Annotated in this window: 14 protein-coding genes; 7 read left to right on the plus strand and 7 right to left on the minus strand. The window is 64.6% G+C overall.

The features are described from left to right. Positions 1 to 210 precede the first annotated feature (210 nt). Positions 211 to 765: a c-type cytochrome gene (locus BCCGELA001_RS32985; protein ID WP_008547012.1), complete on the minus strand. Its 555-nt coding sequence runs from the start codon at positions 763 to 765 to the stop codon at positions 211 to 213. A gap of 231 nt (positions 766 to 996) precedes the next feature. On the opposite strand from BCCGELA001_RS32985, the gene BCCGELA001_RS32990 reads away from it, so the two are divergent. Beyond that, positions 997 to 1,737, plus strand: a complete 741-nt coding sequence (locus BCCGELA001_RS32990; protein WP_008547014.1) for a 3-deoxy-manno-octulosonate cytidylyltransferase — start codon at positions 997 to 999, stop codon at positions 1,735 to 1,737. Positions 1,738 to 1,758: 21 nt separating this feature from the next. Continuing rightward, positions 1,759 to 2,616, plus strand: coding sequence for a prephenate dehydratase (locus BCCGELA001_RS32995; protein WP_060737185.1), 858 nt, complete (start codon positions 1,759 to 1,761; stop codon positions 2,614 to 2,616). 95 nt (positions 2,617 to 2,711) lie between these two features. Here BCCGELA001_RS32995 and BCCGELA001_RS33000 read toward each other — a convergent pair whose 3' ends face one another. Continuing rightward, positions 2,712 to 3,725 (minus strand): LLM class flavin-dependent oxidoreductase, encoded by a 1,014-nt coding sequence (locus BCCGELA001_RS33000; RefSeq protein WP_008547019.1) that lies wholly within the window; start codon positions 3,723 to 3,725, stop codon positions 2,712 to 2,714. Positions 3,726 to 4,095: 370 nt separating this feature from the next. Here BCCGELA001_RS33000 and metF point away from each other — a divergent pair, with 370 nt between their 5' ends. Together metF and metH are read left to right on the plus strand one after the other, a co-directional pair. Then, on the plus strand, positions 4,096 to 5,007 hold the full coding sequence (gene metF, locus BCCGELA001_RS33005) for a methylenetetrahydrofolate reductase [NAD(P)H] (protein ID WP_008547022.1): 912 nt from the start codon (positions 4,096 to 4,098) through the stop codon (positions 5,005 to 5,007). Between the two features lie 5 nt (positions 5,008 to 5,012). Beyond that, positions 5,013 to 8,858: a methionine synthase gene (gene metH, locus BCCGELA001_RS33010; RefSeq protein ID WP_060737186.1), complete on the plus strand. Its 3,846-nt coding sequence runs from the start codon at positions 5,013 to 5,015 to the stop codon at positions 8,856 to 8,858. 395 nt (positions 8,859 to 9,253) lie between these two features. Here the strand turns inward: metH and BCCGELA001_RS33015 are convergent, their stop codons facing one another. Further along, positions 9,254 to 9,883, minus strand: a complete 630-nt coding sequence (locus BCCGELA001_RS33015) for a glutathione S-transferase family protein (RefSeq protein ID WP_060737187.1) — start codon at positions 9,881 to 9,883, stop codon at positions 9,254 to 9,256. A gap of 144 nt (positions 9,884 to 10,027) precedes the next feature. Between BCCGELA001_RS33015 and BCCGELA001_RS33020 the strand changes: the two genes are divergently transcribed. Next, the gene (locus tag BCCGELA001_RS33020; protein ID WP_060737987.1) at positions 10,028 to 10,450 is read left to right on the plus strand and encodes a DUF6636 domain-containing protein; all 423 of its coding nucleotides are present in this window, start codon (positions 10,028 to 10,030) and stop codon (positions 10,448 to 10,450) included. 91 nt (positions 10,451 to 10,541) lie between these two features. Here BCCGELA001_RS33020 and BCCGELA001_RS33025 read toward each other — a convergent pair whose 3' ends face one another. Both BCCGELA001_RS33025 and glpK read right to left on the minus strand, forming a co-directional pair. Continuing rightward, positions 10,542 to 11,135, minus strand: a complete 594-nt coding sequence (locus BCCGELA001_RS33025) for a GNAT family N-acetyltransferase (protein WP_008547048.1) — start codon at positions 11,133 to 11,135, stop codon at positions 10,542 to 10,544. Between the two features lie 293 nt (positions 11,136 to 11,428). Beyond that, positions 11,429 to 12,934 (minus strand): glycerol kinase GlpK, encoded by a 1,506-nt coding sequence (glpK, locus tag BCCGELA001_RS33030; RefSeq protein ID WP_060737188.1) that lies wholly within the window; start codon positions 12,932 to 12,934, stop codon positions 11,429 to 11,431. Positions 12,935 to 13,309: 375 nt separating this feature from the next. Between glpK and BCCGELA001_RS33035 the strand changes: the two genes are divergently transcribed. Next, a complete protein-coding gene (locus tag BCCGELA001_RS33035) occupies positions 13,310 to 14,668 on the plus strand; it encodes an MBOAT family O-acyltransferase (RefSeq protein ID WP_060737189.1) in 1,359 nt (452 codons plus the stop codon). A gap of 29 nt (positions 14,669 to 14,697) precedes the next feature. After that, positions 14,698 to 15,567 (plus strand): hypothetical protein, encoded by an 870-nt coding sequence (locus tag BCCGELA001_RS33040; RefSeq protein WP_060737190.1) that lies wholly within the window; start codon positions 14,698 to 14,700, stop codon positions 15,565 to 15,567. Here BCCGELA001_RS33040 and BCCGELA001_RS33045 read toward each other — a convergent pair. Both BCCGELA001_RS33045 and pimD read right to left on the minus strand, forming a co-directional pair. Next, a complete protein-coding gene (locus BCCGELA001_RS33045; protein WP_060737988.1) occupies positions 15,551 to 16,324 on the minus strand; it encodes an SDR family NAD(P)-dependent oxidoreductase in 774 nt (257 codons plus the stop codon). The two genes, BCCGELA001_RS33040 and BCCGELA001_RS33045, sit on opposite strands and share 17 nt — an antisense overlap. 158 nt (positions 16,325 to 16,482) lie before the next feature. Further along, positions 16,483 to 17,625, minus strand: coding sequence for a pimeloyl-CoA dehydrogenase small subunit (pimD, locus tag BCCGELA001_RS33050; RefSeq protein WP_060737191.1), 1,143 nt, complete (start codon positions 17,623 to 17,625; stop codon positions 16,483 to 16,485). Between the last annotated feature and the right edge of the window lie 139 nt (positions 17,626 to 17,764).

Below are 17,764 nucleotides of genomic sequence, written 5' to 3' on the forward strand. Positions count from 1 at the left end.
ATCAACATCCCTGTCTTGAAGGAGGCTACTCCTTTAAGTTCCCAATATAGGCGAGGTTTCGACCGAATATGTTGCTTTTTCCTCATCTTGAAAGCCCGGCCGGCTTCTCGGATGCGGCCAAACGCCCCGATAACGTCGCCGCGAGGCCCGGATAAGGAAACGGCCAGGCTCTTGAGCCTGGCCGCAAATTCCGAGACGGTTTCTTGGACCTTATTTCGACGCAGTCGGCAGTGGCTGCGGACTCTCCGACAGCGAGTTCAGATAGGCAATCACATCGGCGCGCTCGGAATCCTTGGCAATACCGGCAAAGCCCATGGCGGTGCCCGGAATGAAGCCCTTCGGATTGGCGAGGAACTTGTTGAGATCGTCGAAGGTCCAGTTGCCCCCCTTGCCCTTCAAGGCAGCCGAGAAGTTGAAGCCGCCACGGCCTTGGCCCTTGGCCTCGCCGACGACGCCATAGAGGTTCGGACCCACGCGATTCGGACCACCCTTCTCGAAGGTGTGGCAGGCGCCGCACTTCTTGGCCGCTGCTGAGCCCTTCTCGACGGAGGCGGTCTGGAGCAGCTTCTCGATTGGTTCGGACGGTGCGGCGGCAGCGGCGCCTTCCTTGCCGCCGCCGGCATCTTGCTTCACTGCGATCTCGAAGCCCGGCTTTTCCGGCATCTTGGGCGAAAACAGCGCCTGGGCGGTGAAGCTGGTCACCAGAAGAAAAAGACAGGTGCCAAGCACGGCACCCATGATTTTATTGAGTTCGAAAGAGTCCATTTCCGGCTAGGCCCCACCGCAAGAAGGAAACAGCGGCCCAAGCGGCCGCCAGGACGCGCCTCGGGAGAATCAAACATTCCCATTGTTTCCCCGAGTTTTGCCATTGAGATATCGGTTTGCCCGGGGTCTGGCAACCCGTATAAGCGACCCCGCTTTCAGCCCGTCCCCAGCCACTTCTCGGCGCGGAAAACGCCCCGTTTCCAGGCCCTTGACCCCAGACCTTTGAACCCAATGATCGACCCCCGCATCCTGGTGCTTATCCCGGCCCGCATGGCCGCCACCCGCCTGCCCGGCAAGCCGCTCGCCGACATCGCGGGCATGCCGATGATCGTGCATGTCCTGCGCCGCGCGGAGGCCGCTGCGATAGGCCGGGTCGCGGTCGCAACCGACACGCCGGAGATCGCCTCCGTGGTGACGGCCCATGGCGGCGAGGCCGTGATGACCCGCTCCGACCACCCCTCCGGCTCCGACCGCATCCACGAGGCCATGCAGAAGCTCGATCCCGAGGGCAAGGCCGAAATCGTGATCAATCTCCAGGGCGACTTCCCGACGATCACGCCGCAGACCATCCGCGAGGTGCTGCCGCCCTTCGACGACCTCGCGGTCGACATCGTGACGCTGGCGTCCCAGATCCACACCGAGGAGGAGGACCTCGCCCCGAGCGTCGTGAAGGCGATCGGCTCGCCGATCGGGCCGCGGCGGCTGCGGGCACTTTATTTCACCCGTGCCACTGCGCCTTACGGCAACGGACCACGTTACCACCATATCGGCCTTTATGCCTATCGCCGCGCGGCGCTGAACCGGTTCGTGTCGCTGCCGCCTTCGCCTCTGGAACGCCAGGAGAGCCTGGAGCAACTCCGGGCGCTGGAAGCCGGCATGCGTATCGACATCATGATCGTCGACAGCGTGCCCCGCGGCGTCGACACGCCGCCCGATCTCGAAACCGCGCGCAGCATCCTTTCCAAATCCTGAGGCGCTGTTACAAGGCCGATCATGAGCAAGATGAAGATCGCATTCCAGGGCGAACCTGGGGCCAATTCCCACATCGCCATCGTCGAGGCCTATCCCGACGCCGAGCCGATGCCCTGCGCCACCTTCGAGGACGCGCTGTCGGCGATCTCCTCGGGCGAGGCCGATCTCGGCATGATCCCGATCGAGAATTCGGTCGCCGGCCGCGTCGCCGACATCCACCATCTGCTGCCGGCCTCCGGCCTCTTCATCATCGGCGAATGGTTCTTGCCGGTCCGGCACCAGCTGATGGCGGTGAAGGGCACCAGGCTCGAAGACATCAAGAGCGTGGAGAGCCATGTGCATGCGCTCGGCCAGTGCCGGCGCATCATCCGCAAGCTCGGCATCAAGCCGATCGTGCATGCCGACACTGCCGGCAGCGCCCGTGACATTTCCGAGCGCAAGGACAAGAGCGTCGCCGCGATCGCCTCGCGCCTCGCCGCAAAGATCTACGGCCTCGATATCCTCGCCGAGGACATCGAGGACGAGGCGCATAACACTACGCGCTTCGTGGTGCTGGCACGCGAGCCGAAATGGGCCGCGCAAAATTCGGGTTCGCTGGTCACGACGTTCGTGTTCCGGGTGCGCAACCTGCCGGCCGCGCTCTACAAGGCGCTCGGCGGCTTTGCCACCAACGGCGTCAACATGACCAAGCTCGAAAGCTACATGGTCGACGGCAATTTCTTCGCCACGCAGTTCTATGCCGACGTCGACGGTCACCCCGACGACAAGGGCCTCGCCTTTGCAATCGAAGAGCTGAAGTTCTTCTCGCGCGAATTCCGCATCGTCGGCGTCTATCCCGGCCATCCGTTCCGCGCGACGTTCAGCGAGACGCAGGATTGATCTCGTGTCCCGGACGCGCGGAGCGCGAGCCGGGACCCCGAGGCCGCGAGACGTGGACTGCCAATGCTACGCGTTGCGTCCGGGGCACGAGAGCGTTATGTGCCCGCTTTGATCCTAAACGCCTCCGCCAGCAGCGAATACGACTTCTTCCGCGCCTCGTGGTCGAACACCGCGGTGATCACCATCAGCTCGTCCGGCTTGCTGGCATAGATCAGCGGCTGAAGCTTCTTCTGCACTGTCGCCGGGCTGCCGACGAACAGGCGCGATCGGTTGCGCAGGATCGAGATGCGCTCGGCATCCGTATAGGGATAGGCCAGCGCCTCCTCGACGCTCGGCAGCGGCAGATATTGGCCGCGGTCGCGGCGAAGACGGTTGAGGTCGAAGGAGCTCGCAAGCCTTTCGGCTTCCTCATCGGTGTCGGCCGCGATGGCCGCGACGGCGAGGATCGCATGCGGGGCCGCGCGCCAGGCCGAGGGCTGGAAGCGGTTGCGATAATGCACCATCGCGTCGATCGCGTCGTGGGAGGCGAAATGATGGGCGAAGGCGAAGCCCATGCCAACCTGCGCGGCGAGCTCCGATGAATAGTCGCTGGAGCCGAGCAGCCAGATCGGCGGCAGCCTGGTGTCGTCGGGCATGGCGACGACGTTGTTGTAGGGATGGCCCGCGGGGAATTCGCGGGTCTCCCATAGAATCAGTTCGTGCAGCCGCTCCAGGAAATCGTCGCCCTCGCGGCGGTCGAGCCGGCTGCGCAACGCGTAGGCGGTGGCGCCGTCGGTGCCGGGGGCGCGGCCGAGACCGAGGTCGATGCGTCCGGGAAACAGCGCCTCCAGCATCTTGAAGCGCTCGGCGACGACCAGCGGCGCGTGGTTGGGCAGCATCACGCCCCCGGAGCCGACGCGGATGTGCTTCGTCACCGCCGCGATCTGCCCGATCATCACGTCCGGCGCGGGGCTCGCGACGGAAGCGAGGTTGTGATGTTCGGCGAGCCAATAGCGGACATAGCCGAGCCCGTCGACATGGCGCGCCAGATCAATGCTGTTGCGCAGTGCCGCGGCGGGCTTGGTGCCGGTGGTGACGACCGAGAGGTCGAGGACTGAGAGCGGGATCATGGCGCGTTAACGTAATGGAGTGCTGTGCCGCGGCAATGGGCAGGCTGCGCAGGCCTGACGTGTACGAACCGGCGGGTAACGGGAGCCTCCAGTTGGGACAACCGGAGCGCACAAAGCTAAAGATTCTTTTGCCCACTTCAAGAATCGGACATCAAGGGCGATCTGTAAGCTCAAAAATTCAGCATTATCTGGCACATCGAGCTACCGACGCACTTCCCACCTCTCTTTCCTCTATCGAAACTTCTGTCCCAATAGCACTAAGATGGGCAATTTCCCATCACCGATGGGCTGTCGGCCAAACCGCCTTTGGCGTATCTTAGCCTCTCCAAGGTAGACCCGACCGCTGCCTGACATTGGAGTGAGTGGTGCCATGACTGACGTGACGACGCCTGCGACAGCAGAGGGGCACCTGAGGCGGCCTGCAATCTCCTTCGAGTTCTTTCCGCCCAAGACGGAGGAGATGGAGCGCAATCTCTGGGACACCATCAACCGGCTGGCCCCGCTTGACCCGAAATTCGTCTCGGTGACGTACGGTGCCGGCGGCTCGACCCGCGAGCGCACCCACTCGACCATCGCCCGCATCCTGAAGGAGACCGCGCTGCTGCCGGCCGCGCACCTGACCTGCGTCGGTGCCTCGCGCGGCGAGATCGACGAGATCGTCGACCGCTATCACGAGGTCGGCGTCCGCCACATCGTCGGCCTGCGCGGCGATCCCGCCGGCGGCATCGGCACGCCCTATTGCAGCCATCCCGACGGCTACCAGAGCTCGGCCGAGCTCGTCGCGGGAATCAAGAAGCGGCATGCCGACATCGAAGTGAGCGTGTCGGCCTATCCGGAGAAGCACCCGGAAGCGCGTGACTTCGACGCCGACATCGACACGCTGAAGGCCAAGGTTGACGCCGGCGCGACGCGGGCGATCACGCAGGTGTTCTTCGATAACGATCTCTACTTCCGCTATCTCGACCGCGTCCGTGCCCGCGGCATCGACATCCCGATCGTGCCGGGCATCATGCCCATGCACAATTTCAAGCAGGCGCGCAATTTCGTCACCCGCGCCGGCACCACCGTGCCGGACTGGTTCGCCGCGAAATTCGACGGCCTCGACGACGATGCCGAAACCCGCAAGCTGGTGGCCGCGACGGTCGCCGCCGGGCAGGTGCAGAAGCTGGCCAAGCGCGGCGTCGACACCTTCCACTTCTACACCATGAACCGCGCCGATCTCGTGTTCGCGATCAGCCATTTGCTCGGCATTCGCGCCAAGAGCGCGCAGAAGGCGGCTTGAGACACATGACCGTGCCCACCTCTCCGAAGCGAACTGCCCTGCTCAACGCCGCGCGCGAGCGCATCCTCGTGCTCGACGGCGCCATGGGCACGATGATCCAGAATCTCCAGCTCGACGAGGCCGCCTTCCGCGGCGAGCGCTTCAAGAACTTCCATCGCGACCTGCGCGGCAACAACGACCTCTTGATCCTGACCCAGCCGCAGGCGATCGAGGACATCCACGCCGCTTACTTGCGTGCTGGCGCCGACATTGTCGCCACCAACACCTTCTCGACCACGTCGATCGCACAGGCCGATTACGACCTTGCCGACATCGTCTACGAGATGGCGCGCGAAGGCGCCCGCCTCGCCGGCAACGCTGCACGGCGCGTCGAAGCCGAGGACGGCAAGCCGCGCTTCGTTGCGGGCGCCATCGGCCCGACCAACCGCACCGCCTCGATCTCGCCGGACGTCTCCAATCCCGGCTACCGCGCCGTCACCTTCGACGATTTGCGCAAATCCTATGGCGAACAGATCAACGGCATGCTCGACGGTGGCGTCGATTTGCTCCTGGTCGAGACCATCTTCGACACGCTGAACGCCAAAGCGGCGCTCTATGCGATCGCCGAGATCACCGAAGAGCGCGGCATCGACGTGCCCGTGATGGTGTCGGGTACCATCACCGACAAATCCGGCCGCCTGCTCTCGGGCCAGATGCCGGAGGCGTTCTGGAATTCGGTGCGGCACGCCAAGCCCGTCACCATCGGCTTCAACTGCGCGCTCGGCGCCGAGGATCTGCGGGCGCATATCGCCGATATCGGCCGCGTCGCCGACACGCTCGTCTGCGCCTATCCCAATGCCGGGCTGCCGAACGAATTCGGCCAGTATGACGAGAGCCCCGAATATATGGCCCGCCTGATCGGCGAGTTCGCGCGCGACGGCCTCGTCAACATCGTCGGCGGCTGCTGCGGCACCACGCCGAACCACATCGCGGCGATCGCAGCCGCCGTCGCCCCGCACAAGCCGCGCATCGTGCCGGAGGTCGAACCGCGCCTGCGGCTCTCCGGGCTCGAGCCGTTCGTGCTGACGGACGCGATCCCGTTCGTCAATGTCGGCGAGCGCACCAACGTCACGGGCTCTGCGAAATTCCGCAAGCTGATCACCAATGGCGACTACACCGCCGCGCTGCAAGTCGCACGCGATCAGGTCGAGAACGGCGCGCAGATCATCGACGTCAACATGGACGAGGGCCTGCTCGATTCCGAAGCGGCGATGGTGACCTTCCTCAACCTCGTCGCCGCCGAGCCCGACATCGCCCGCGTCCCCGTGATGGTCGACTCGTCGAAATTTTCGGTGATCGAGGCCGGGCTGAAATGCGTGCAGGGCAAGCCGGTCGTGAACTCGATCTCGATGAAGGAAGGCGAGGAGAAGTTCATCCTTGAAGCCAAGATCGCCCGCCGCCACGGCGCGGCCGTTGTCGTCATGGCCTTCGACGAAGTCGGCCAGGCCGACACGTTCGCGCGCAAGACCGAGATCTGCAAGCGCGCCTACGATATCCTGGTGAACAAGGTCGGCTTCCCGCCCGAGGACATCATCTTCGACCCCAACATCTTTGCGATCGCCACCGGCATCGAGGAGCACAACAATTACGGCGTCGACTTCATCGAGGCGACGCGCTGGATCCGCCAGAACTTAGCCGGCGCGCACATCTCGGGCGGCGTCTCCAATCTGTCGTTCTCGTTCCGCGGCAACGAGCCGGTGCGCGAGGCCATGCACTCGGTGTTCCTGTATCACGCCATCAAGGCCGGCATGGACATGGGCATCGTCAATGCCGGGCAGATGATCGTCTATGACGACATCGATCCCGAGCTGCGCCAGACCTGCGAGGACGTCGTCCTCAATCGCGACGCGGGCGCCTCCGAGCGGCTGCTGGCGCTCGCCGAGAAATTCCGCGGCAAGAAGACCGAGAGCAAGGAAGCCGATCTCGCCTGGCGCGAATGGCCGGTGGAGAAGCGCCTGTCGCATTCCCTCGTGCATGGGATCACCGAGTTCATCGAGCAGGACACCGAGGAGGCCCGCAAGAATTCGTCGCGTCCACTCGACGTCATCGAAGGCCCGCTGATGGCCGGCATGAACGTGGTCGGCGACCTCTTCGGCGACGGCAAGATGTTCCTGCCGCAGGTGGTGAAGTCCGCCCGCGTGATGAAGCAGGCGGTGGCCTGGCTGATGCCGTTCATGGAAGAGGAGAAGGCGCGCAACCTTGCCAATGGCATCGGCACCGAGGGCTCCTCGTCCGCCGGCAAGATCGTGCTGGCGACGGTGAAGGGCGACGTCCACGACATCGGCAAGAACATCGTCGGCATCGTGCTCCAGTGCAACAATTTTGAGGTCATCGACCTCGGCGTGATGGTGCCCGCGGCGAAGATCGTCGAGATCGTGAAGGCGGAGAAGGCCGACATCGTTGGGCTCTCCGGCCTGATCACGCCATCGCTCGACGAGATGGCGTTCTTCGCCAGCGAATTGCAGCGCGAAGGGTTGAAGCTGCCGCTGCTGATCGGCGGCGCCACCACCAGCCGCGTGCACACCGCCGTGAAGATCGACCCGAGCTATCGCGCCGGTCCCGTCGTGCACGTCAACGACGCCAGCCGCGCCGTCGGCGTTGCCTCCGCGCTGCTCTCGCCGGAGAAGCGCGAGGCTTATGCCGCCGAGGTGCGTGCCGAGTACGCAAAAATCTCGGAGGCGCATCTGCGTGCGCAGGCCGACAAGAAGCGCTTGAAGCTCGCCGATGCCCGCGCCAACCGCGTGCCCGTCGATTTCGCCAAGAGCAAGCCGGTGAAGCCGACTTTCCTCGGCATCCGCAGCTTCGACGAATACGACCTTGCTGAATTGGTGCCCTACATCGACTGGACGCCGTTCTTCCAGACATGGGAGCTCGCGGGACGCTTCCCCGCCATTCTCGACGATGCCAAGGTCGGCGAGGTCGCGCGTTCGCTCTATGACGACGCGCGCAAGATGCTCGACACCATCGTGAAGGAGAAGTGGTTCCGGGCGCGCGCGACGATCGGCTTCTGGCCGGCCAATGCGCAAGGCGACGACATCGTGCTCTATGCCGACGAAAGCCGTGCCAAGCCGATCGCGACGCTGCACACGCTGCGCCAGCAGCTGGAGAAGCGCGAAGGCCGCTTCAACGCCGCGCTCGCCGACTTCATCGCGCCCGCCGGCGTGCCGGACTATATCGGCGGCTTCGTCGTCACCGCAGGGATCGGCGAGGATGCGGTCGCCGATCGCTTCAAGATGGCCAACGACGATTATTCCTCGATCCTGTGCAAGGCGCTGGCCGACCGCCTCGCCGAGGCTTTCGCCGAGCGCATGCATGCCCGCGTGCGCCGCGAGTTCTGGGCTTATGCGCCGAACGAGGCGCTGTCGAATGAGGAGCTGATCCTCGAGAAGTACCAGGGCATCCGTCCCGCGCCCGGCTATCCCGCGCAGCCCGACCACACCGAGAAGGCGACGCTGTTCGAACTGCTCGATGCTGAGAACACGGCCGGCGTGAAGCTGACCGAGAGCTTTGCGATGTGGCCGGGCTCCTCCGTGTCGGGGCTCTATTTCGCGAACCCCGAGAGCTATTACTTCGGCGTCGGCAAGATCGAGCGCGACCAGGTCGAGGATTACGCCGCGCGCAAGGGCATGAGCGTCGCGGAAGCCGAACGCTGGCTCGCGCCGGTGCTGAACTACATCCCGTCGCGAGAGGACAAGGCTTTCGCGGCAAAGCCGGCCAACGACGAGATGCCCGAGGACCTCGCCTCGCATCCGCCGGGCTGCAGCTGCGTGGTGCATCTGGTCTGGCAGAAGAAGCGCGCCGGGGCGGGGTAAGCGCGCCTCCAAAACCGAAGTGAAAAAACAACCCCATGCACAGTAGCGATGGGGTTGAAAAGCTTGAAGAATTTCTGACTTACCGAAAACGGTTTGCGGCGTCGGGCAAAACAGGGTTAGTATTGCATCATCGGCTGGTGCGCGCGGTGACGCAAAGGCGGTCGACGGGTTCTGTCACTCTCCCACACACACGATGCCCATCCTCCCCTGGAGGGGGAGGATCGGTTCGCATGCAGCGTAGCGGAATGCGGACCGAGGTGGGGGGAAGCCAAGAACGAGATCGCTGAGAGCCTCGAGACGGCGCGAACCGAAGCAGCGAGATCCGGGATGGTCTGTCACCCCGCCCCGCTCGCGCTGCGCGCGATCGACCCTCCCCCTCCAGGGGAGGGTAAAGATCACCCCTTCGGCGGCGCTAGCGGTTGCATGATCTCCCTGAACGGCGCCAGTGCCTCGCAGCGCCCGGCATGCGCCGACAGTGCCGGATAGCGCGAGGCGTCGAACAGCTGCGGGTGCGCCTCTCGGGTGAAGCGGACGACGCAGGCGACTGCGACGTCGGCATGGCCGATACGATCACCCAGCCAGTACGGTGTCGTTACCCTCGCGCGCTCGGCCTCCAGCACGGCGAGCACGTCGGCGATCTGCGCCTGGCAGCGCTCGACCCACAGCGCGAGCTGCTCCTTCCGCAGCACGCGCTCATAGAGCAGGCTCACCGCCTTGTCGCCGAGGCCGGAGGCGAGCGCACAGATGCGCAAATGCCTGCGCCGCTCGGTGCCGCCGCGCGGCAGCATGGCCTTGTCGGGACCGACGAGGTCGTCGAGATAGTCGAGGATGATCATGCTCTCGATCAGCGCCTCGCCGTCGTCGAGCACCAGGGTCGGCACGCGGCGCAGCGGATTATACGGCGCGATCTTGTCGGCATCGCCGAAGGTCGACCACGGCTTGTGTTCGAAAGCGAGCCCGTAAAGCCGCAGCGCAATCGCGACGCGGCGGACGAAGGGAGAATCATATTGGCCGATCAGGAACATGGTGCACCTCACGTCATTGCCGGGCTTGATCCGCCTGCGGGGCCGAAGCCCCCTTCTGTGCGGCTTGACCCGACAATCCATCTCTCTTCAGATTAGAAAGCGATGGATGCCCGGATCAAGTCCGGGCATGACCGACCGGAGTTCATGGTACGCATGCGATATCTGCAATTTTGTCTTCTCGCGTCCCTCGTCGCGGCCACCGCGGTCCACGCCCAGGACCGCCCAATCGGCTTTCTCACGCCCTCGAAGAACATCGCCTGCCAGTTCTTCTCCGACAATGGTCAAGGCGTGCTTCGCTGCGACATCATGAACATGGAGATTCGCCCGAGCCGTCCCGCCGATTGCGAGCTCGACTGGGGCCACGCCTTCGAGATGAGCGCGAAAGGTAACGCGGGGCGCATCTGCGCCGGCGACACCGTGATGGACGCCTCGCTTCCGGTGCTCGCTTATGGCGAGGTGTGGCAACGTGGGGGATTCACGTGCCGGTCGGAGCCGACGGGGCTGACGTGCTTCAATGTGATGCAGCGGGGGTTTTCGCTGGCGCGGGGAAAGCAGGAGGTGTTCTGAGTAAGTTGTAGCGGGAACGCGGCCCCGGATATCGCGGCGCTCATCCGGCTTTGCCACGCATTTATCTTCCAGTTGGAAGGGTGGCCGCGCATCACTCGATGATCGGCACATGCCTCGCCGCGTCGCGCGGCGCGGTGCCGTCGAGGCGCGGGTCGTCGGCGATCTCGATCTGGCGACGGAAGGGGCGGAAGCCGGAGCGCTGATAGAATGCGACGGCGGAGGGATGATCGAAGGTGCAGGTGTGGACCCAGACGCGGCGGACGTCGCGCGACCAGGCGCGGCCGAGCGCGCGGTTCATCAGGAAGCGAGCGGCGCCGGTGCCGATCAAGGGGGCAGTGACGCCGAAATAGACCAGCTCGCACTGGCCGGGCTCGCGGAAGTCCAGTTCGAGCAGGCCTTCGTCGCGTCCGTCCACGCCCAACGTGTAGACCTCGATATCGGATGCGTGGATGATCGCGGCGAGTTCAGCGTCTGGCGTGCGTGCCCGCGAGAACCACAGCCACTCTTCGCCGACGCGGCGGTGGAGATCGCGATACCAATTGAGTGCGGGGGCATCGACCTTGCGCACGGTCCAAGCGCCTGGCGGATCGTCGCGGCGCGCGGGAGGTGCGGTCATCTCCAGATGGGTGACGACGGCGGCAATCTTGCCGTTGGGGACGTCGGAATAGCCGTCGGGGAGGATCATGGGGAATTCCTATGGAGCAAACTAGCGGCTGAGGCGACCTCTCCCTGCAAGGGGCAGGGCTATCGCATTTGTGAGCTTTTCCCTGTGGCCATCCTTCGAGACGCCCGCTTTGGGCGGGCTCCTCAGGATGAGGACGGAGTGCGTTGCTGCAGTTTCAAGGGGCACTGACGCTGATTAGCCTCATCCTGAGGAGGCGCGTAAGCGCCGTCTCGAAGGACGAGGCGTGCGCACCGGCTGCAGCAAGAACCCATATTCGATAGCCCTGCTGCAAATGGGGAGAGCTGAGGAAGTCGCTACCCCTCCCCCTCGTCGCTTGTCAGCACGCCCTTCACCGCCCTTGCCCATCCGGCGAGCTTCCGTTCGCGCGTGGCCTGGCTCATGTTCGGCTTGAAGCGGTGCTCGAGGCGCCAGTTGTCGGCGAACTTGGTGGGCTCGGGATAGACGCCGGCCTGGAGGCCGGCGAGATAGGCCGCGCCCAGCGCGGTGGTCTCCTGGATCACGGGGCGGTCGACCGGCGCATCCAAGAGATCGGCGAGGCGCTGCATGGTCCAGTCGGAGGCGGTCATGCCGCCGTCGACGCGGAGCACGACGCTGGCGGTTTCAGAGCTGGGCCAGTCCGCGCGCATCGCGGCCCAGAGATCGAAGGTCTGGTAGCAGACGCTTTCGAGTGCGGCATGGGCGAGCTCGGCCGGGCCGGTGTTGCGGGTGAGGCCGAACAGCGCGCCGCGCACGCGCGGATTCCAGTAGGGCGCGCCCATGCCGACGAAGGCGGGGACGAGATAGACGCTCTGCATGGAGTCGGATTGATCGGCGAGCGGCCCGGTCTCGGCGGCGTGCTTGATGATGCCGAGGCCATCGCGCAGCCATTGCACGGCGCTCCCGGCAACGAAGATCGAGCCTTCAAGCGCATAGGTGCGCTTGCCGTCGAGCTGATAAGCGACGGTGGTCAGCAGCTTGTTCTTCGACACCACCGGCGTCGTGCCGGTGTTGAGCAAGGCAAAGCAGCCGGTGCCGTAAGTCGACTTCATCATGCCCGGACGGAAGCAGGCCTGGCCGATGGTCGCGGCCTGCTGGTCGCCGGCGATGCCTGATATGGCGATGGGGCCGCCGAACAGATCGGGCGTGCTCTCGCCGAAGCGGGCAGATGAATCCTTTACCTCGGGCAGCATCGAGCGCGGCACGCCGATGATCTCCAAGAGCTCGTCGTCCCACTGCCCGGTATGGATGTTGAACAGCAGTGTGCGCGAGGCGTTGGTGGCGTCGGTGGCGTGCACCTTGCCGCCGGTTAGGCGCCAGAGCAGATAGCAATCGATGGTGCCGAACATCAATTCGCCGCGCGCGGCGCGCGCCCGCGCACCAGGGACGTGGTCAAGGATCCAGGCGACTTTCGTTCCAGAGAAATAGGGATCGATGATCAGGCCGGTCTTCTTGGAGATCACCGGCTCGCGGCCGTCCGCTTTCAGCTTGGCGCAGATGTCGGCGGTGCGGCGATCCTGCCAGACGATGGCGCGGTGCACCGCCTGCCCGGTGGCGCGGTCCCACACCACCGTGGTCTCGCGCTGATTGGTGATGCCGATCGCGGCGATGTCCTTCGCCGTGATGCCGGCGTGCTCGATCGCCTCGCGGCACACCATCACGGTCGAGGTCCAGATGTCCTCCGGCTCGTGCTCCACCCAGCCCGAAGCCGGAAAATGCTGCGGAAACTCGGCTTGCGCTTTCGCCGCAATGGAAATATCGCCGCGAAAGACGATGGCGCGCGAAGAGGTGGTGCCCTGGTCGATGGCGAGGACGAAAGACATGGCGGCTTACCTTGGCGTTTCCCTGAAGGGATCATTGTGTCGCGCCAAAGGGAGCGGATTGGAGGCGGAAGGTCAAGATTGGATGAGCGGGGTGCCGAGTGCTTTCCCTTCTCCCCTTGTGGGAGAAGGTGGCGCGAAGCGCCGGATGAGGGGTTCTATCCACGAGATGAGGGGTTCTATCCACGAGATGAGGGGTTCTATCCACGAGAAGTACTGCGAGAACGTCACACGTGGTGAGAACCCCTCACCCGTCTCGCCGCTCCGCGGCGAGCCACCCTCTCCCACAAGGGGAGAGGGAAAGAAGCAGCCTCGGCCCGCAAGACTAGGACCGCTCCTGCAAAGATGTTACACGCCGGGCCAAGTTAACGGGGCGGCATGACTTTCACTTCTTTTCAGTTCGGCATCTTCGTCGCGGTGGTGTTCGGCGCCTATTATTTGCCGCCGCTACGCCGCTTCCAGGTGCAGTTGCTTGTGGCTGCGAGCGTGTTCTTTTACGGTTTCGGACAGCCCGAGCTGCTGCTGCTGCTGCTGGTCGCGGTGCTCGGAACCCATGTCTGCCTGGTGCTTGCGTTCGAGCACAGAAGCGTGTGGATGCCGGCCGGCATCGTCTTCAACCTCGGCCTGCTGGCGTTCTTCAAGTACAAGTTCCTGTTCGTGGACGCCGGCGCGGCTCACCTCACCGGCGTCGCGCCGGTCGATTTCCTGCTGCAACTGCCGCTGCCGATCGGCATCTCCTTCTTCGTGTTCCACAACATCAGCCTGCTGGTCGACCTGACGCGCGAGAAACGCAGCGTGAGCCTGCGCGAGGTGTTCCTCTACATCATCTTCTTCCCGCAGCTTGTGTCGGGACCGATCACGCGCGCGGCCCAGTTCATGCCGCAGATCGTTCCGAAGCACATCAACGACATTGCCTTCGCCGAGTCCGCGAAATGGATTCTGGTCGGCTATTTCTTCAAGCTGTATGTGGCGAACAATCTCAACGAGATGACGTCCTATATGGACTTCCCGCTCTACGAGACGCTGCGCACGCAGGACCGCTGGCTGCTCGTGTTCCTCTACAGCTACCAGATCTATGCCGACTTCTTCGGCTACTCCGCGATCGCGCTCGGCCTCGGCCTGTTGTTCGGCTATCGCCTGCCCGTGAACTTCAACCTGCCCTACATCTCGGCATCGTTCTCGGAGTTCTGGACGCGCTGGCATATCTCCTTGTCCACCTGGCTCAGGACCTATCTGTACATTCCCCTCGGCGGCAACCGGCATGGCCCGGCGCGCACCTATCTCAACCTGATGATCGTGATGACCCTCGGCGGGCTCTGGCATGGCGCGAGCCTGAGCTACGCGCTGTGGGGCATGGCGCACGGGCTGCTGCTCGTCATCGAGCGGCCGTTCCTGAAGCTTCTCGGCGATGCGAACCCTGCGGTGCGGGTGATCCGGATGGGCGTCGTGTTCTTCTGCGTGACGATGCTGTGGATCTTCTTCAAGCTGCCGAATTTCGACCACGCTCTCGGCTACCTCAAGGGCATGTTCATCGCCACGGATGCACCCAATCCGCCGAAGATGTTCTATAACCTCGCTTTGCTCTACGCGCTGCCGGTGATCATCCAGCATGCCGGCATCGGCGCGCTGGTCGACGGCCGGTTGCGGCGATGGGAGCCGTATCTCTATGGTGCGCTGGCGGCGCTGGCCTATCTCGAAGCCGGGCCGGACAGCGCCTTCATCTACTTCCAGTTCTGATCATGCGGCAGGATTCGACAGTTTCGTGGATGATCAAATGCGCCAGTGTCGCGGCGATGGTGCTGCTCGTCTGCGGCTTCGCCACCGCGCGCTTCGGCTCGGCCCTGCAGCAGCCGGCCGTCACCACCCGCGACGGCAGCCTCGTCACCCTCAACCGCTATGTGCGCGAGCCCACGCCTGACATCGTGCTGGTCGGCAGCTCGGTGACGTGGCGCCTCAAGGAGGAATATTTCTCGCTGCCCCGCATCCGCAATCTGGCGTTGGCCGGCGGATCGCCGGTCACCGGGCTCGAGATCGTTGCCCGGCAGGCGACCCTGCCGAACACCATTCTGATCGAGACGAACGTGCTGACGCGCGAAACCGACAGCGCGCTGGTCGAGAGATTTTCGCATGGCGCGAGCGCGGAGGCCTCGTTGCTGCGCCCGCTGCGAACGGCGGTTGCGGCCTATGAGACGTGGAATCACGCGCCGCCGGATCTGGCCCAGGCGCGTGCCGAACGGGATCGCCTGCTCGGCCAGCCGCCTGATCCGTTCGACAACAGGGTCTATCTCGACCGTGCGGTGGCGCAGATGAACGAGGGTGACCCGACCGTGCCCGTTCGCGCCAATGCGATTCGCATCCGACAGCTCATCGACGATCTGCAGCGGCGCGGCGCGCGCGTCCTCCTCATTCATGTGCCCTTCGCGCCGGAGATCGAGCGCTCGCGCCTTGTCAGGACGACCGACGAGATCGTCGACAACGCCTTTCCGGATCGCGGGCTTTGGCTTCCGATCGAGCCGCCGCGCAGCGAGCTGCGCTGGGCCGACGGCGTGCATCTCGACGAACGGTCCGCTCTGATCGTCGTGCGCGCCATCGAAGGCGCGCTGACCGTGCGGGCGGCGACTACACCGCCGCGGTAGTCACGCCGCCGTCGATGACGATGGTCTGGCCGGTCATGAAGCTCGAGGCGTCAGAGGCGAGATAGGCCACGGCTCCGGCGATCTCGTCGGGCTCGCCGATGCGGCGCAGCGGCGTGGTGGCGGTGCGACGCTTGAGATTCGCCTCGTCTTCCCACAGCGCGCGGGCGAAATCGGTCTTGACGAGACCGGGCGCGATGCAGTTGACGCGGACGCCCTTCGGACCCCATTCGCCGGCGAGCGAGCGGCACAGCGCGAAATCGGCAGCCTTCGAGATGCCGTAGGCGCCGATCACCGTGGAGCCGCGCAGACCCCCGATCGACGAGATGATGATCACCGAGCCGTTGCCGCGCTCGGCCATTTGCGGGATCGCAAGCGCCGAGAGCCAGATGTTGCTCTTGACGTTCGAGCCCATGATCTTGTCGAAGGCTTCGTCGGTGATGTCGAGCAGCGGGCCGTAATACGGGTTCACCGCGGCATTACAGACGAGGATGTCGATCTTGCCGTAATGCTTGGTCGCGCCCGCGATCAGCGCCTCGACCTCGTTCCTGCGCGCGATGTTGCAGGGGATGACGATGGCATCGCCGCCGGAAGCATTGATGCCGTCGGCGACCTCCTTGCACGCATCGGCCTTGCGCGAGGACACCACGACCTTGGCGCCGAGCTTTGCGAGCAACTCGGCGGAGGAGCGGCCGATGCCGCGGCTGGAGCCGGTGACCACGGCGACCTTGCCGGTGAGATCGAACGGGGTGTTTTTCATTTTCGGCTCCGCCATGTCCCCAAACTCGGTGTCATCGCCCGACTTGATCGGGCGATCCAGTACTCCGCGGCGGATATTGTGCAAACGATCTGGCGCCGCGGAGTACTGGGTCCCCCGCCTTCGCGGAGGACGACAGTCGTCGTGTGGTCTAGATCAACTCAAATCAACCCGCCCGCGTCGGCGACGCGGCGCTGGTGGTAGTCGGTGTCACCAAAGGTGTTCTCGATCATGGTCAGGCGCTTGAAGTAGTGGCCGATCTTCGCCTCCATGGTCATGCCGATGCCGCCGTGGAGCTGGATCGACTGCTGGCCCACGAACTTCAGCGACTTGCCGATCTGCACCTTGGCCGCAGCGATGGCATTGCTGCGTTCCTTCGCGTCCTCGAAATCACCAGCCATGGTCGCGAACATCGACATCGAGCGCGCCTGCTCGGCGGCGACGAACATGTCGGAGGCGCGGTGCTGCAGCGACTGGAACGAGCCGATCGCGACGCCGAACTGCTTGCGGGTCTTGATGTACTCGACGGTGGTCTTCAGCGACTCGTCCATCAGGCCGACCGCCTCGGCGCAGAGCGCGATGCGGGCTTCGTCGACGACGCGCTCGATCAACGCGAGCGAATCGTCGGGGTTGCCGAGCACGGCGTCCGGGCCGATCTCGACGCCGGTGAAGGTAACGTCGGCGGCATGCAGGCCGTCCTGGGTCGGATAGCTCTTCTTCGCAACGCCCTTGGCGTCGGCGGGGACCAGGAACACGCCGATGCCGGTCTTGTCACGGCGGTCGCCCTTGGTGCGGGCGGTGACGACAAGCGTGTCGGCGTTCTCGCCGTTGAGCACGACGAACTTCTCGCCGTCGATGACCCAGCCGTCGCCCTTCTTCTTCGCGGTCGTGGTGACGTCGAACAGATCGTAGCGCGCGTTCTTCTCGAGCTGGGCGAAGGCCAGCGTCTTGCTGCCGTCGATGATCCCGGGCACGTGAGCGGCCTTTTGCGCATCGGTGCCGGCATGGCGCAGGAAGCCGCCGCCGATCACGACGGTCGCGAGATAAGGCTCGAGGACCAGCGCCTTGCCGAGCGCCTCCATCACGATCATGGTCTCGACGCCGCCGCCGCCAAAGCCGCCATCGGCCTCTGCGAAGGGCAGACCGAGCAGGCCCTGCTCGGCGAGCTTGAGCCAGACGGTTTTGCTCCAGCCGCCCTTCTCCTTCATGTATTTCTTGCGCTGCTCGAAATCGTATGAATCGGTCAGCAGGCCGTCGATGCTTTCCTTGAGAAGCCGCTGCTCCTCGTTCAGGTCAAAATCCATGTTTCTCTCCAAATCGGCGGGAATTGCCCTGCCGTCGCCTCACCCTCAGACGTCATCCCCGCCTTGTGCGCAATTGCGCACTGGAGCGGGGATCCAGTAAACGCAGCCGCCTGCCGTACTCACGACCGCCGCGGCGTAC

It is taken from the genome of Bradyrhizobium sp. CCGE-LA001, assembly GCF_000296215.2.
In the GTDB taxonomy this organism is placed as follows: domain Bacteria; phylum Pseudomonadota; class Alphaproteobacteria; order Rhizobiales; family Xanthobacteraceae; genus Bradyrhizobium.